Genomic DNA, 15284 nt, shown 5'->3' on the forward strand with positions numbered 1-15284 from the left:
CATGAGCGCAGCACCGACCGGAGCGGCCCTGGAACGCAAGGGCACCCTCCAGCTGTCACTGGCGATGGTCCTCTCGGGCACGATCGGCGTCTTCGTGGTCGAGTCCGGAGCCGCTCCGTTCAACGTGGTGTTCTTCCGCTGCGTGTTCGGCGCGGTCGCACTCGGCCTGTACTGCCTGGCCCGCGGGTTCTTCCGTGACCACGGCTTCACCCGGCACAAGGTCCTCCTGACCTGCCTGGGCGGTGTGTTCATCGTCTTCAACTGGGTGCTGCTCTTCGAGTCGTACCGGTCCACGTCCATCTCCGTAGCCACGGTCGTCTACCACACGCAGCCGTTCTACGTGGTCCTGCTCGGCGCGCTCTTCTTCCGCGACAAGCTGACGGTTTCGAAGTTCGCCTGGCTGGCCGTCGCCTTCGGTGGACTCGTCCTGGTCGCGGGGGTGTCCCCCGCCGACCTCGTCGGAGGCGGCAGCTACCTGCTCGGACTGGGCGAGGCGCTGCTCGCGGCCCTCTTCTACGCGCTGTCCACCATCTTCACCAAGCGCGTGACGGGCGTGCGGCCGCATCTGGTCGCCCTGATGCAGGTCCTCGTGGGCATCCCGCTGCTGCTTCCGTTCACCCGCCTGGCGGAGACCGCGGGTCTGGGCGCCGGCTGGGCCTGGCTCGTCGGCCTCGGAGTCATCCACACCTGTGTGATGTACGCCCTCATGTACTCCTCGTACCAGAAGCTGCCCACGTCCAAGATCGCCGTACTGGCCTTCATCTATCCGGCAGTTGCGATGTTCTGCGACTGGGCCGTGTACGGCCACCGTGTGAGCCTCCTCCAGGCCCTGGGCATTCCGCTGATCGCCGCCGCGACCCTGGGCATCAACCTCGGCTGGCGCTTCGGGCCCAGCCGCCCGGCCGCCCCGGTTCCCGCGGCCACCCCCCTTGCTCCTGTCGTCACCCCCGTCGCCACCCCTGTCCTCACTCCTGTCGCCCCTGTGGCAGTCCAAGCCGCCGGTCCCGTACCGGCCCTCCCTTCCCGGAGCACCACGTGAGCCGTTCGCGTCCACCCCGCATCGCCGTCGTCGGCGGCACCGGAGCCGTAGGCCAGACCCTGCTCGGCCTGATCGAGCAGCGCGGATTCGCCCACGACTCCGTGCGGCTGATCGCTTCCGAGCGGTCCGCCGGCCGCACCGTGCCCGTCCTCGGCAAGACCGTCGTCGTCGAGGACCTGCGCACCGCGGACTTCTCCGACGTCGACATCGCGTTCTTCTCCGCGGGTACGCCCGTCAGCGCCGAATGGGCGGGGAAGGCCGCCGGGGCCGGTGCCCTGGTGATCGACAACACCAACGCCTTCCGGATGGACCCCGCATCGCAGCTCGTCGTTCCGCAGGTCAACGGCGCACTGCTGGCCGAGCGCCCGATCTCCGGAATCGTCGCCAACCCCAACTGCTCGACCATTCCGCTGGTTCGTCTGCTGCGCCCGGTACACGAGGCCTACGGGCTGCGGAGCGTCTACGTCTCCACCTACCAGGCCGCCTCCGGCGGCGGTCAGAACGGCATCGACGAGCTGTACGACGGCGCGCGCAGCATCCTGGCGGGCGACACCGCCGAGGCCCGGCGGTTCAGCCAGCCGCTGGCCTTCGACGTCCTGCCGGCCATCGACGTCCTGCAGGCCGACGGATTCACCCTCGAAGAGCGCAAGATGCGGCAGGAGTCCCGCCGCATCCTCGATCTGCCCGGACTGGACCTCGTCGCGACGTGCGTACGGGTCCCCGTGGAGAACGGGCACAGCGAGGCCGTCACCCTCGAGTGCGACCGCCCGGTGGACGCCGCCGAACTGGCCCGACTCCTGGACGCCCAGGACGAGGTCAAGGTGTGGCGCGAGGGCTGGCCCACGCCCCGCACCATCGTCGACGCACCCGATCTGGTCCACGTCGGCCGCATCCGGGTCGACCCCGAGCGCCCGAACCGCGCCCTGCTGTGGCTCGTCGCGGACAACCTGAGGATCGGCGCCGCACTCAACGCGCTGCAGATCGCCGAACGAGCCGTCCAGGAGGGCATCGCATGAGCAGCACCACCATCGACCACCGTCCCACGGGCGTCCTGAAGTTCGGCGGGTCCAGCTTCGCCTCCGCCGCCCACTACCGTGATGTCGCCGCGCACATCAGCGCCCGCGTCGAAGCCGGGGAACGGCTCGTCGTGGTCGTCAGCGGCATGCCGGGCGCGACCGAGGGCCTGCGCGAGATCGCCCGGTCCATCGACCCCGGTGTGTCCGTGGAAGCGCTCCACGGAGTGCTGCCCCTCGCGGACACCATCGGCGCGGGTCTGCTGCGGATAGCCCTGAGGAGCAAGGGCGTCGACGCGGTGATGCTGCACGGCGACCGCACCGGCCTGCGCTCCGACGGCACCCGGCACAAGGCGGCCACGCTCACCGGCTTCGACCCGGGCCCGCTGCAGGAGGCGTTCACGCGCGCTCCCGTCGTGGTGCTTCCCGGCGGCCAGGCCGACGACGGCGGCGGGACCCCGGCCTGGCTCGGAAAGAACAGTTCCGACCTCAGCGCCACGGCGCTGGCCGGTGCTCTGGGCCTGAAGACCTGTGAGATCTACTCCGACGTCAACGGGGTGTACGACGCCGACCCCCGCCTGGTCCCGGAGGCGCGGCGCATCCCCGCCCTCTCGTACGAGGACGTCGTACTGCTCGGTCGCCACGGCGCGAAGGTCCTGCACCCGGAGGCGGTGCGGACCGCCCAGCGCCACTCGGTGCAGATCGTCTGCCGGCTCAACACGGGCGAGTTCGAAGCGGGTTCGGTGATCGACGGTGTGGGCGACGGCATCGGCGTGGACGCCGTGATCATCGACGCCCGCTCGGTCGTCGCCGAGTTCGGCACCTCGTCCGAGGCGGAGCTCGCCCTCGCGGCACTCGAATCCGCCGGGGTGTCCGTGAGCGTCCCGGACTGGCCCGGCCGCCACCTGGTGGTGGTGAACGGCGGCTTCTTCGACGTACGACGCTGCCTCGACGAGAACGGGCTCACCGGCGAGATCACCGAGGAACGCATGGTGACCGAAGTCCGTTCCGGACACCCCGTGCTCCATGTGGCCCCCACCGAGGCTTCCGCCCTGGACTGGGGCCACCGCCTGCACGCCGATCTCCGCGACAGGGCATCCGTACCGGCCTGACCCCGGGAAAAGCAAAACCCCCAGGTCACGGCGAGTGAGTCCTGGGGGTTCTACAGAGCCGCCTTCGGGATTCGAACCCGAGACCTACGCATTACGAGTGCGTTGCTCTGGCCAGCTGAGCTAAGGCGGCACCGCTGGGAAGACAAGAATTTCCCTGGTGGGAGGCTCTCATCAGCAGCGGCGCCAAGTCTACAGGGTTAAACGGGGTGCCTCGAACAGGGTCCTTCGACGGCGCCGACGGCGGGGGTCAGCACTTCTTTCCGTCCTGCGGAGCGGCGCCTTCCAGGAGGTAGCGGTTGATCGCCGAGTCGATGCAGTCGCTGCCCCGGCCGTACGCCGTGTGGCCGTCGCCGTCGTAGGTCAGCAGGACGCCCGAGTCGAGCTGGCCCGCCAGGGCCCGGGCCCACTTGTACGGGGTCGCCGGGTCGCGGGTGGTGCCGACCACCACGATCGGCGGGGCACCCTTCGCATGCAGCGCCTGGGCCGTGCCGCTGGCCTTCGTCGGCCAGTACGCGCAGTTCAGCGAGGCCCAGGCCAGGCCCGGGCCGAAGACCGGAGAGGCCTTCGCGAAGGAGGGCAGCGCCTTCTCGACCGCCTCGGGCCCGGCGAAGGCCGGGGGCTGGTCGAGGCAGTTGACGGCGGCGTTCGCCGACATGAGGTTGGCGTACTTGCCGTCCTGCTCGCGCTCGTAGTAGCTGTCGGCGAGCGCCAGCAGCCCGTTGCCGTCGTCTTCGTTGATGGCGGCCCCGAGCGCCTCGCGCAGCTGCGGCCAGGCGTTCTCGTCGTACAGGGCCGCGATCACCCCGGTCGTCGCCAGCGCCTCGCCGAGCGCGCCGCGCGACCGGTCCGTCGTGGGGACCGGCTGGGCGTCGACCTTGCGGAAGAACTCCTTCAGGCGCTCCGCGATCTGCTCCGGGCTGCCCTTGCCGAGCGGGCAGTCGGTCTGCTTCGCGCAGTCCGCCGCGAAGGCCCGGAAGGCTGTTTCGAAGCCCTCCGTCTGGTCCCGGTTCAGGTCGATCGCGGGCCGGGAGGGATCCATCGCCCCGTCCAGCACCAGCCGGCCGGTCCGGCCCGGGAAGAGGTCCGCGTACGTCGCCCCGAGGAAGGTGCCGTACGAGGCTCCGACGTAGTTCAGCTTCTCGTCGCCCAGCGCCGCCCGCAGGACGTCCATGTCGCGGGCGGCGTCGACCGTGGAGACGTGCGGCAGGACCCGCTGCGAGTGCGTCTGACAGGCGGCCGCGAACTCCTTGAAGGCGGCCACCAGCAGGGCCTGCTCCGCCGGCGTGTCCGGCGTCTGGTCCACCTGGGTGTACTTGTCCATGGCCGGGCCGTTCAGGCATTCCACGGGGCTGCTGCGGTCCACGCCGCGCGGGTCGAAGGAGACCATGTCGTACGCGGCACGCACCGGGGCCGGGTAGCCGATGCCCGCGTACGCCTGGAGGTAGCCGATGCCGGATCCGCCCGGGCCGCCCGGGTTCACCACGAGCGAGCCGAGCCGCTTGGCGGGGTCCGTGGCCTTGCGGCGGGACACCGCGATGTCGATGTCCCCGGCCCCGGGGTTCTCGTAGTCCAGCGGAACCTTCATGGTGGTGCACTCGAAGCCGGGCACACCGCACTCGCGCCAGGTCAGCTTCTGGTCGTAGTACGGGCGCAGCGCGGCCGGGACGGCGGTCGGCTCGGCCGACGAAGCCTCCGAGGCCCCGCCGGACGACGCGGCGGCACGGGGTGTTCCCGAACCGCCCGAGGTGCACCCGGAGAGTAGTAGCCCCGCAGCGGCGATCACGGTCCCGGTGGTGCGCAGCAGGCGACTGGTGTCCATTCCCGGAGCCTACGGCCTGCGGGCCTGCCCGGGGCGGTCGTGCCCGCGCCGGGCGGCGGGCGGCCGCCCGGGCGCGGGGCGCCGCCCCGCACGGACCGGGGGCGTCTGCGGCCCGCCCCGCGGACCCCTCGAACGGGTGAGGCCGTCAACCGGAGTCGCGGGAGCAGCCGCAGCCGCGCGCCCGGAGGCGCGTGTCAGCCCGCGCGCAGCGACATCGTCATCGCCTCGACGGCGAGCAGCGGGGCGACGTTGCGGTCCAGCGCCTGCCGGCACGCGATGATCGCCTCGATCCGCCGCAAGGTGCGCTCCGGGCCCGACTCCCGGGCGATCCGGTCCAGGTCCGGCCGTATCTCCTCGTTCGCGATGGCCAGCGCGGAGCCGAGCTGGAGGGCCAGCACGTCCCGGTAGAAGCCGGTGAGGTCGGTCAGGGCCAGGTCGAGGCTGTCGCGCTGCGTACGCGTGCGCCGGCGCTTCTGCCGGTCCTCCAGCTCCTTCATCACGCCCGCCGTACCGCGCGGCATCCGCCCGCCCGTACCCGCTCCGGCGCCGAGCGCGGCCCGCAGCTCCTCGGTCTCCTTGGTGTCGACCTCTTCCGCGACCTGCTTGGCGTCCTCCGCGGCGGCGTCCACCAGCTCCTGCGCCGCCTTCAGGCAGTCGCCGACGTCGGCTACGCGCATCGGCAGCCGCAGGACGGTGGCGCGCCGCGAGCGGGCCGCCTCGTCGGTGGCGAGCCGGCGGGCCCGGCCGATGTGCCCCTGGGTCGCGCGGGCGGCGGCCTGCGCCACGGCCGGCTCGATGCCGTCGCGCCGCACGAGCACCTCGGCGACGGCGGACACCGGCGGGGTGCGCAGCGAAAGGTGCCGGCAGCGGGAGCGGATGGTGGGCAGCACGTCCTCCAGCGAGGGGGCGCACAGCAGCCACACGGTCCGCGGAGCGGGCTCCTCCACGGCCTTGAGCAGGACGTTGCCCGCGCCTTCCGTCAGCCGGTCGGCGTCCTCCAGGACGATGACCTGCCAGCGTCCGACGGCCGGGGAGAGCTGCGCCCGGCGCACCAGCGCCCGGGTGTCCTTCACGCCGATGGACAGCTGATCGGTACGGACGATCTCCACATCGGCGTGCGTACCGATCACGGTGGTGTGGCAGCCGTCGCAGAACCCGCAGCCCGGCTCGCCGCCGAGGGCGCGGTCCGGGCTGGTGCACTGGAGCGCGGCCGCGAAGGCGCGGGCGGCGGTGGACCGCCCCGATCCGGGCGGGCCGGTGAACAACCAGGCGTGCGTCATCTTGGAGCCGGGCGGCGGCGGGTTCCCCGACTCGATGGCGGTGACCAGGGCGTCGGCGTCGACCGCGGCGGCGGCCAGCTGGGTCTGGATCCGCTCCTGTCCCACCAGGTCGTCCCATACGGGCATCCCGCCCACCGCCTTTCCCTCGCGTACCGTCCGTGCCGTCTGCTCACCCAGTGTGGCGGCTCCCACTGACAATCCCGGTCAGCCGGTCCCCACGACGACCACAGCCGTCAACGCTTCCGCTCCCGTCACCGCCGCGGTCAGCGGCGGCGCGGCCCCCGGCCCTGGTCGTCCTCGTCGTCCCGGCGCGGTCCCAGCAGCTCGTCCGCCAGCGTCGGCAGATCGTCCAGCGGAGTCTCCTCCGCCCAGTCCGAGCGGGGCCTGCGCGGCCGGCCGTCCTCGGTGACGTCGGTGAGCAGCGGCAGTTCACGGGTCGCGTCGTTGCCCGAGTCGCGGAAGATGCCCGGCGGGACCCGGTCGGCCGGGTTCTCCTCGGGGCGCTGGGCCGTCGGCCGCGACGCGGAGTACGAGGCCCTGGGCGCTGCCGGCCGCGTCGGCGCCGCCTCGCCCGTGCCCGTTCCCGTGGGGCGTACGGGTGGCAGGACCGCCGTCTCGTCCGCCGGACCCGTCGCGCGGACGGGCGGCAGCACTGCCGTCTCGTCCGCCGGACCCGCCGCCGGATCGGCCTTCGGCACCGGGACCGTCTGGGTGACGTCGTCCGGCTGCACGACCCGCTTGACGACCGGAGTCTCGATCGTGACGGCCTCGTCGTGGTGCGGTTCCTTGCGCAGGTCGGCCTTGGGAGCAGGAGCCGCCGGGGCCGGGGCCGGGGCCGGGGCAGCAGGCGCAGCCGCCGGCACGGACGCCGAAGCAGCCGCGGCAGCGGCGGACTTCGCCGCCGCCTCCGCCGCCGAGGCCTCGGCCAGCCGCCGCGCCTCCTCGGCCTTCAGCAGGGCCTCCTCGGCCCGCCGCTGCTTCTCCAGCCGGCGCTCTTCGGCCTCGGCGTGCAGCCGGGCCTCTTCCTCCGCCTGCTTGCGCAGCCTCTCCTGCTCGACCGCGCGGGCCTTCTCCTCGGCCTCCAGCCGCAGCCGCTCGGCCTCGGCCCTCTGGCGGGCCTCCTCCTCGGCGCGCAGCCGGGCTTCCTCCGCCTTGCGGGCGGCCTCGGCCTCGGCCGCGATCCGGGCCTCCTCGGCCTCGCGGGCCTGGCGGGCCTCTTCCTCGGCGCGCAGCCGGGCTTCCTCCGCCTTGCGCGCGGCCTCTTCCTCGGCCTTGCGCTTGGCCTCCTCGATGGCGAGCCGGCGGGCCTCCGCCTGCGCGGCCACCTCGGCCTCCGACAGCGGGAGCATCCGGTCCAGGCGGTGGCGCACGACGGTGCTGACCGACTCCGGGTCCTGGCCCGCGTCGACCACCAGGTAGCGACCGGGGTCGGCCGCGGCCAGGGTCAGGAATCCGGCCCGCACCCGCTGGTGGAACTCCGCCGGCTCCGATTCCAGCCGGTCCGGCGCCTCCGTGAACCGCTCCCGGGCCGTCTCCGGCGACACGTCGAGCAGCACGGTCAGATTCGGTACGAGTCCGTCCGTGGCCCAGCGCGAGATACGGGCGATCTCGGTCGGGGACAGGTCCCGGCCGGCGCCCTGGTAGGCCACCGAGGAGTCGACGTAGCGGTCGGTGATGACCACCGCGCCGCGCTCCAGGGCGGGACGGACGACGGTGTCCACGTGCTCGGCGCGGTCGGCCGCGTACAGCAGGGCCTCGGCGCGGTTCGACAGACCGGCGGAGGACACGTCGAGCAGGATCGACCGCAGCCGCTTGCCCACCGGGGTGGCCCCGGGCTCGCGCGTGACGACGACCTCGTGGCCCTTCGCCCGTATCCAGTCGGCCATGGCCTGCACCTGGGTGGACTTGCCGGCGCCGTCGCCGCCCTCCAGGGCGATGAAGAACCCGGCGTCGGAAGCGGCCTGGACCGGCTCCCCGCCGCGCAGCGCCTCGCGCAGGTCGCGGCGCAGCGGTACGCCGCTGCGGTCGTCGGCCTTGGCCAGGACGATGACGGCGACCGGCAGCAGCAGGGCGCCGACCAGCATCAGCGTGAAGGCCGCGCCGCCGTGGGCGAAGACGACCTCGCCGGCGGCCAGCCGGTGCGGTCCGATCAGGGCGGCCAGCAGCGGGGCGGCCACGGCTCCGACGGCCACGGCGACCCGGACGACGGCCTGCAGGTGCTCGGTGACCCGGGCCCGGCGGAACTCCTCGGTCTCCTGGTCGAGCAGCGTGTGCCCGGTGTTCGCGGCGACGCCCGCGGCGGTGCCGGCGAGCAGCGAGAGGAACACCACCGTCGAGGTGTCCGGAACCAGCCCGGTCAGCAGCAGCGCCAGCCCGGCCACCCCGACGGCCAGCGCCAGCAGGCGGCGCCGGGACAGGGAGGGGAGCACCTTGCCGGCCTGGGTGGCGCGGATGCCGAGGGCGGTGCCGCCCAGCAGGGCCAGTACGAACAGCGAGAACGCGGCCGCTCCGCCCCCCAGGTCGGCGGCGTGCAGGACGGCCACGGCGGCGGCGGAGGCGACGGCTCCGGCGACGGCGGCGCAGACGAGGACGAACAGTGGGATGGACCCGGTCCGCCCCTTCTCGGGCCGGTCCCCCGCCTTGGGGGCGCGCAGGCCCTCCAGCGGGGAGCGCGGACGCGGGGTCTTCGTCGCGGGCAGCACCAGCGGGAGCAGCAGCGATACGGAGGCCGCGAAGAGCCCGGAGGCCACGTAGGAGCCGAGGGCGGCCTGGTTCTCGGTGAACCAGCCGATGCCGAGGCCGAGGGCCTTGCCGATCAGCGTCGAGGCGAGCAGTGCGGCCGCGGCGACCGGCAGGGCGGCGAAGGCGGTGCGCAGGTTCAGCCGGCGCAGTGCGTCGAGGTGGTCGGGCAGCGGCCGTACGGTCGCCCCCTCCGGCGGCGGCGCCGGCAGCAGGCCGGGCGCGGCGCTGTCCTTGGCCAGCCCCCACATCCGCTCGGCGGCGCCGGAGACGAAGACGGTGGCGAGCAGGGCGGTCAGCGCGTGCGGGCCGATCCAGTCGAGCCACAGCGGGGCGACGACGAAGAGGCCGAGCCGGAGCCCGTCGGCGCCGATCATCGTCCAGCGGCGGTCCAGCTTGCCGCCGGGGGCGGTGAGCTTGGCCAGGGGCCCGAGGAGGACCGCGCCGAAGAGGACGGTGGACACCACGCGGACGCCGAAGACGGCGGCCACGGCGAGGGCCCAGCCGGCGTAACCACCGCCGAAGGGCTCCTGGTCCACGGCCGCCTGGAAGACCAGCAGCACCAGGACCAGCAGGGCGAGGGCATCGCCGATGCCGCTCACCAACTGCGCGCTCCACAGACGGCGCAGCCCGGGGGTGCGCAGCAGGGCGCGCACCGCGCGCTCGCGGGAGTCCGCGGCGAGGGCTTCGTCGTAGGTGGGGGCGGTGTCGGCGGTGGCGGTCACGACCGTTGGCTGCTCGGCTCGCGTCATCCGCCCAGCCTATCCGCTGTGCTTGGCGGGTGCGGAGGCCTGTGGACAAGGTCAGGGTGTGACCCCGGACCCACCGCAAAAACCGGACCCACCGCAAAAAGCGGGGCCCGCGCGCAGTGCGCGGGCCCCGCTCGTGCGACTGCTCGTCCGGACTACTCGTCCGCAGGAGCGGCCGCCGCCGTCTTCTTGGCGGTCGTCTTCTTGGCGACCGTCTTCTTGGCCGTCGCCTTCTTGGCCGTCGTCGTCTTCTTGGCGGCAGCGGTCTTCGTCGCCGTCGCCTTCTTCGCCGGGGCCTTCTTCGCGGGAGCCTTCTTGGCCGTCTTCTTCACCGGACCCTTGGCGCGCTTCTCGGCGAGCAGCTCGTAGCCCCGCTCCGGCGTGATCGTCTCGACGTCGTCGTCCCGCCGCAGCGTCGCGTTCGTCTCGCCGTCCGTCACGTACGGACCGAACCGGCCGTCCTTGACGACCACCGGCTTCTCGCTGACCGGGTCCGTCCCCAGCTCCTTCAGCGGCGGCTTCGCGGCCGCGCGCCCCCGCTGCTTCGGCTGCGCGTAGATCGCGAGCGCCTGCTCCAGGGTGATGGCGAACAGCTGGTCCTCGGTCTCCAGCGACCGCGAGTCCGTGCCCTTCTTCAGGTACGGGCCGTAGCGGCCGTTCTGCGCGGTGATCTCCGCACCCTCCGCGTCCACGCCGACGACCCGGGGAAGGGACATCAGACGCAGGGCGTCCTCGAGGGTGACCGTGTCCAGGCTCATCGACTGGAACAGCGAGGCCGTCCGCGGCTTGACCGCGTTCTTGCCCGTCTTCGGCGTGCCCTCGGGCAGGATCTCCGTCACGTACGGCCCGTAGCGACCGTCCTTCGCGACGATGTCGTTCCCGCTGATCGGGTCCTTGCCGAGCTGGAACTCGCCGCTCGGCTTCGCGAAGAGCTCCTCCGCGTACTCGACCGTCAGCTCGTCGGGGGCCAGCTCCTCCGGGACGTCCGCCCGCTGGTGGCCCTCGGCGTCCTTCTCGCCGCGCTCCACGTACGGCCCGTAGCGGCCGACGCGCAGCACGATGTTCTCGCCGACGGGGAAGGAGGAGATCTCCCGGGCGTCGATCGCGCCCAGGTCGGTCACCAGCTCCTTCAGGCCGCCGAGCGCGTCGCCGTCGGCCGGCACGACCTCGGTCGCGTCCTCCGCGCCGAAGTAGAAGCGCTTGAGCCACGGCACGGACTGGGCCTCGCCCCGCGCGATGCGGTCGAGGTCGTCCTCCATCTTGGCGGTGAAGTCGTAGTCGACCAGCCGGCCGAAGTGCGTCTCCAGCAGGTTCACCACGGCGAACGACAGGAAGGACGGCACGAGCGCCGTGCCCTTCTTGAAGACGTACCCGCGGTCCAGGATCGTGCCGATGATCGACGCGTACGTCGACGGGCGGCCGATCTCCCGCTCTTCCAGCTCCTTGACCAGCGAGGCCTCGGTGTAGCGGGCCGGCGGCTTGGTCGAGTGGCCGTCGACCGTGATCTCCTCGGCCGACAGCGCGTCGCCCTCGGCGACCTGCGGGAGGCGCTTCTCACGGTCGTCGAGCTCGGCGTTCGGGTCGTCCGCGCCCTCGACGTAGGCCTTCATGAAGCCGTGGAAGGTGATCGTCTTGCCGGACGCGCTGAACTCGGCGTCACGGCCGTCCGCCGACCGGCCGCCGATCTTCACGGTGACCGAGTTGCCGACCGCGTCCTTCATCTGGGAGGCGACGGTGCGCTTCCAGATGAGCTCGTACAGGCGGAACTGGTCGCCGGTCAGACCGGTCTCGGCCGGGGTGCGGAAACGATCACCCGAAGGACGGATCGCCTCGTGCGCCTCCTGCGCGTTCTTGACCTTGCCCGCGTAGACGCGCGGCTTCTCCGGCAGGTACTCGGCGCCGTAGAGCTGCGTGACCTGTGCCCGCGCCGCCGACACCGCGGTGTCGGAGAGCGTCGTGGAGTCGGTACGCATATAGGTGATGAAGCCGTTCTCGTACAGCTTCTGCGCCACCTGCATCGTCGCCTTCGCACCGAAGCCGAGCTTGCGCGAGGCCTCCTGCTGGAGCGTCGTCGTACGGAACGGGGCGTACGGGGAGCGGCGGTACGGCTTGGACTCGACGGACCTGACGGCGAACGAGGTCTCCGCCAGCGCGGCGGCCAGCGCCCGCGCGTTCGTCTCGTCGAGGTGCAGCACCTCGCTCTTGAGCTGCCCGGTCGACCCGAAGTCGCGGCCCTGCGCGACGCGCTTGCCGTCCACCGTGTTCAGGCGGGCGACCAGCGTGGAGGGGTCGGAGGCGTCACCGGCGCGGCCGGTGGCGAAGGTGCCGGTCAGGTCCCAGTACTCGGCCGAGCGGAAGGCGATGCGCTCGCGCTCCTTCTCGACCACCATGCGGGTGGCCACCGACTGGACGCGGCCCGCCGACAGCTTCGGCATGACCTTCTTCCACAGGACCGGCGAGACCTCGTAGCCGTAGAGGCGGTCGAGGATGCGGCGGGTCTCCTGTGCGTCGACCATGCGCTGGTTGAGCTCGCGCGGGTTGGCGACGGCGTCGCGGATCGCGTCCTTGGTGATCTCGTGGAAGACCATCCGGTGGACGGGGACCTTGGGCTTGAGGACTTCCTGCAGGTGCCACGCGATGGCTTCGCCCTCGCGGTCCTCATCGGTGGCGAGGAAGAGTTCGTCGGACTCGGCCAGCAGCTCCTTGAGCTTCCTGACCTGGGCCTTCTTATCGGCGTTGACGACGTAGATCGGCGCGAAGTCGTGCTCGACGTCCACACCGAGACGGCGGACCTCACCGGTGTACTTGTCGGGAACCTCGGCCGCGCCACTCGGGAGGTCGCGGATGTGCCCGACGCTCGCCTCGACGACGTATCCCGGGCCGAGATAGCCCTTGATCGTCTTCGCCTTGGCAGGGGACTCGACGATGACGAGTCGGCGGCCGCCCTTTGCGGTCTCGCTAGTCGGGGACAACTTGGCTCTTCTCTCCGGTCGGCACTCGGTCGCAGTACGGCGACGCTGCGGAGTGTGACGGTACAACCCGCCCCCGTGTCAAACGGCAGAAGCCCGCAACGGCCACTCGAACGGTAACCCGACAAGTGCCATTTCTGCCGCCCGGATGCCGCGCCGGGCCCTGCGCACTCACCGGGCAGAGTGGCCGAAGGGCCGTCTGGCCCCGCCCCCGGACCCCTCCTCACGTCGGTGTTTCTCCGATGAGTACGGTCCTGCGCGCATTCCGGACGAGCGGACGAAACCCGGCGCGCCACCGGAACCCGGGCGACATCCGGCCGATTCGGCGCCCCGAGCCGGGCCCCCGTCTCCGCCGGACCGAAGCGGCCACCACCACCGGCGGCGCCACCGCCCCGGCATCACGGGCCCGAGTGCCGCGGGCCGAACCTCACCGAGTCGGGTGCCGCCGGCCGAACGTCACGGGGCCGGGACCGCCGGCCGCATGGCGTGGAGCCGAATGTCACACGGTCCGAGCCCCGCCCGCCCAGCCCCGCACCGCCGGCTCAGAGCCGTCCGAGGCACCAGACCCCGAGGACCAGCGAGGCCCCGCCGGCGAGCAGGGCCAGTGGAACGGCCACGACGGGGCGCACGCCCTCGGCCACCGGCGCGCCGCGCGGGGCGCGCGCCCCCGTCCAGGCCAGCAGAGCGGCCCCGAACAGCAGGAACACGGCCGCCGCGAAGATCGCCGGACCGTGTTCCATGCCGTTCACCTCATCCCCCGGACCGCTCTCGGGATCCCCCCGGATCCCGCTGACGGGAGGATTTCAGCCGGGGGGAGACTGCAGGCGAACCTGGGGTTACATCCCGGCTCCGACTGCGCGGCTTCCCGACTGCGCGGCGGCACGGCGGCACGGCCGCTCGGCCGTGCAGTCGGCCCTACTCCCCGGCGGCTTCCGCTTCCGCCGCGGTCACCGGCTCCAGGAACCCCTGCTCCACCAGCATCCGGATCGCCTCGGGCGTCCGGTCCCGCAGGACCACCGGGTCCTCCTCCACCAGCTGGGCGATGGCGTCCAGAATCCGCCCCGCGCTCAGTGATCCGTCACACACCCCGGCGAAGCCCGCCCCGACCGTGTCGACCTTGGTGGCGCGCCGCATGCCCCGGTTCTGCCGGAGCACGACGTGTTCCGGATCCTCCGCGCCGGGCGCACCGACCTGCTCCTGCACGACCTCCTCGGTCAGCCGGAAATAGCCCGCGAGCAGGGCCGCGTCATCGTGGTCGCGCAGGTAGTCCTGGCGCGCGAAGTGCGCCAGGACGGCTTCCCCGAGCGGCTGTTCCACCGAGTGCGGCCACTCCTCGACCACGATCGACGGCTCGGCCGCGTCGCTGCGCCGCAGCGTGATCCAGCCGAAGCCGACCGCCTTGGTCTTGCGGGCTTCGAACTCGTCCAGCCAGTCCTCGTACCGCTGTTCGTACTCGGCGGGGTCGGTGCGGTGATCGCCCGCGTCGCGCAGCCACAGCTCCGCGTACTGCGTCACGTCCTGCACGTCGCGCTGCACGATCCAGGCATCGCAGCCGCGCGGCACCCAGGCCCGTACCCGGTCGTGCCAGTCCTCGCCGTCCACGTGCTGCCAGTTGCCCAGGAACTGCGCGAATCCGCCCGGGTTGAGCCGGGCTCCGGCCTCCTGGACCAGGGTCCGGCACAGGTCGTCGCCGCCCATCCCGCCGTCCCGGTACGTCAGCCGGGCTCCGGGGGAGATCACGAAGGGCGGATTCGACACGATCAGGTCGTACGTGGCCCCGCCGACCGGCTCGAACAGCGACCCGGCGAGCAGCTCCGCCTCGGGGGCCCCCGACAGCGCCAGCGTCAACCGGGTGAATTCCAGGGCCCGCGGGTTGACATCGGTCGCCGTGACCCGGGTCGCGTGCTGGGCGGCGTGCAGTGCCTGGATCCCGGATCCGGTGCCGACGTCGAGCGCCGAGCCGACCGGCGTGCGGATGGTGATCCCGGCCAGGGTCGTGGAGGCACCGCCGACACCGAGCACCACGCCCTCCTCGCGGCTGCCGATCCCGCCGGCCCCGCCGACGGCGCAGCCGAGGTCCGAGACGATGAACCAGTCCTCGCCGTCCGGACCGCCGTACGGGCGCACGTCCACGGTGGCGTGCACCTCGTCGCCCTCGCGCCGCAGCCAGCCGTCGGCCAGCGCCGCGTCGACGGGCAGGGCCGTTACGGCGTGCACGTAGGGCACCGGCTGCCGCAGCAGGAACAGCCGGGTCAGGCTCGCGAGCGGCCCGTCGCCGCGGCTCCGCGTGGCGCGCAGGGCGGGGACCGTCTCGCTGCGGGCCAGCGCGGCGTACGCCGGGGCACCGAGCAGGTCGAGCAGGCCGTCGGCGGTGAAGCCCGCGGCGAGCAACGCGGCGCGGAGCTCGGCCGCGCGGGCCGACGAGGGGAGGCGGGCGGGCAGACCGGGGGGAAGGCTGGTGGTACTCACCCGCCCATTGTGGCCGCTGCCGCCGCCATTGCCCGCGCCACACGGCCTTCGGCGCGGGCACCCGTCGCCTTCGGGAGCTCCCGCCCGGGGGCCGC

9 protein-coding genes and 1 tRNA gene are annotated in these 15284 nt (G+C 72.8%); 3 read left to right on the plus strand and 7 right to left on the minus strand.

The features are described 5' to 3' along the window. The first annotated feature begins 1 nt into the window (after window position 1). From ACE1OC_RS18445 to ACE1OC_RS18455, 3 genes are read left to right on the plus strand one after another with little or no spacing between them, the layout of a single operon-like run. A complete protein-coding gene (locus ACE1OC_RS18445; RefSeq protein ID WP_407837917.1) occupies window positions 2–1039 on the plus strand; it encodes a DMT family transporter in 1038 nt (345 codons plus the stop codon). Continuing rightward, a complete protein-coding gene (locus ACE1OC_RS18450) occupies window positions 1036–2055 on the plus strand; it encodes an aspartate-semialdehyde dehydrogenase (protein WP_407837918.1) in 1020 nt (339 codons plus the stop codon). The genes ACE1OC_RS18445 and ACE1OC_RS18450 overlap by 4 nt, the downstream gene beginning before the upstream one ends. Next, the gene (locus tag ACE1OC_RS18455; RefSeq protein WP_407837919.1) at window positions 2052–3164 is read left to right on the plus strand and encodes an aspartate kinase; all 1113 of its coding nucleotides are present in this window, start codon (window positions 2052–2054) and stop codon (window positions 3162–3164) included. Before ACE1OC_RS18450 ends, ACE1OC_RS18455 begins: the two co-directional genes overlap by 4 nt. A gap of 56 nt (window positions 3165–3220) precedes the next feature. Here the strand turns inward: ACE1OC_RS18455 and ACE1OC_RS18460 are convergent. The 7 genes from ACE1OC_RS18460 to ACE1OC_RS18490 all read right to left on the minus strand — a co-directional run bounded on the left by ACE1OC_RS18460 (window position 3221) and on the right by ACE1OC_RS18490 (window position 15189). After that, window positions 3221–3294 (minus strand) — tRNA-Thr (locus ACE1OC_RS18460). A gap of 117 nt (window positions 3295–3411) precedes the next feature. Further along, entirely contained in the window at window positions 3412–4983 is a 1572-nt protein-coding gene (locus tag ACE1OC_RS18465) for an alpha/beta hydrolase (RefSeq protein ID WP_407837920.1), read from the minus strand. Between the two features lie 194 nt (window positions 4984–5177). Continuing rightward, the gene (locus tag ACE1OC_RS18470; RefSeq protein WP_407837921.1) at window positions 5178–6389 is read right to left on the minus strand and encodes a DNA polymerase III subunit delta'; all 1212 of its coding nucleotides are present in this window, start codon (window positions 6387–6389) and stop codon (window positions 5178–5180) included. Between the two features lie 137 nt (window positions 6390–6526). Beyond that, on the minus strand, window positions 6527–9754 hold the full coding sequence (gene tmk, locus ACE1OC_RS18475; protein ID WP_407837922.1) for a dTMP kinase: 3228 nt from the start codon (window positions 9752–9754) through the stop codon (window positions 6527–6529). Window positions 9755–9906: 152 nt separating this feature from the next. Then, window positions 9907–12723, minus strand: coding sequence for a type I DNA topoisomerase (gene topA / locus ACE1OC_RS18480; protein ID WP_407837923.1), 2817 nt, complete (start codon window positions 12721–12723; stop codon window positions 9907–9909). Between the two features lie 539 nt (window positions 12724–13262). Then, the gene (locus tag ACE1OC_RS18485) at window positions 13263–13460 is read right to left on the minus strand and encodes a hypothetical protein (RefSeq protein ID WP_407837924.1); all 198 of its coding nucleotides are present in this window, start codon (window positions 13458–13460) and stop codon (window positions 13263–13265) included. Window positions 13461–13635: 175 nt separating this feature from the next. Continuing rightward, window positions 13636–15189, minus strand: a complete 1554-nt coding sequence (locus tag ACE1OC_RS18490; RefSeq protein ID WP_407837925.1) for a DUF7059 domain-containing protein — start codon at window positions 15187–15189, stop codon at window positions 13636–13638. Window positions 15190–15284 lie beyond the last annotated feature (95 nt).

The organism is Streptomyces stoeckheimensis, assembly GCF_045822005.1.
GTDB classification, from domain to species: Bacteria; Actinomycetota; Actinomycetes; order Streptomycetales; family Streptomycetaceae; genus Streptomyces; species Streptomyces stoeckheimensis.

Coding starts and splice junctions, on each gene's coding strand:
- ACE1OC_RS18445 (WP_407837917.1), top strand. CDS start 2: ATGAGCGCAGCACCGACCGGAGCGGCCCTGGAACGCAAGGGCACCCTC.
- ACE1OC_RS18455 (WP_407837919.1), top strand. CDS start 2,052: ATGAGCAGCACCACCATCGACCACCGTCCCACGGGCGTCCTGAAGTTC.
- ACE1OC_RS18465 (WP_407837920.1), bottom strand. CDS start 4,983: ATGGACACCAGTCGCCTGCTGCGCACCACCGGGACCGTGATCGCCGCT.
- ACE1OC_RS18470 (WP_407837921.1), bottom strand. CDS start 6,389: ATGCCCGTATGGGACGACCTGGTGGGACAGGAGCGGATCCAGACCCAG.
- tmk (WP_407837922.1), bottom strand. CDS start 9,754: ATGACGCGAGCCGAGCAGCCAACGGTCGTGACCGCCACCGCCGACACC.
- ACE1OC_RS18485 (WP_407837924.1), bottom strand. CDS start 13,460: ATGGAACACGGTCCGGCGATCTTCGCGGCGGCCGTGTTCCTGCTGTTC.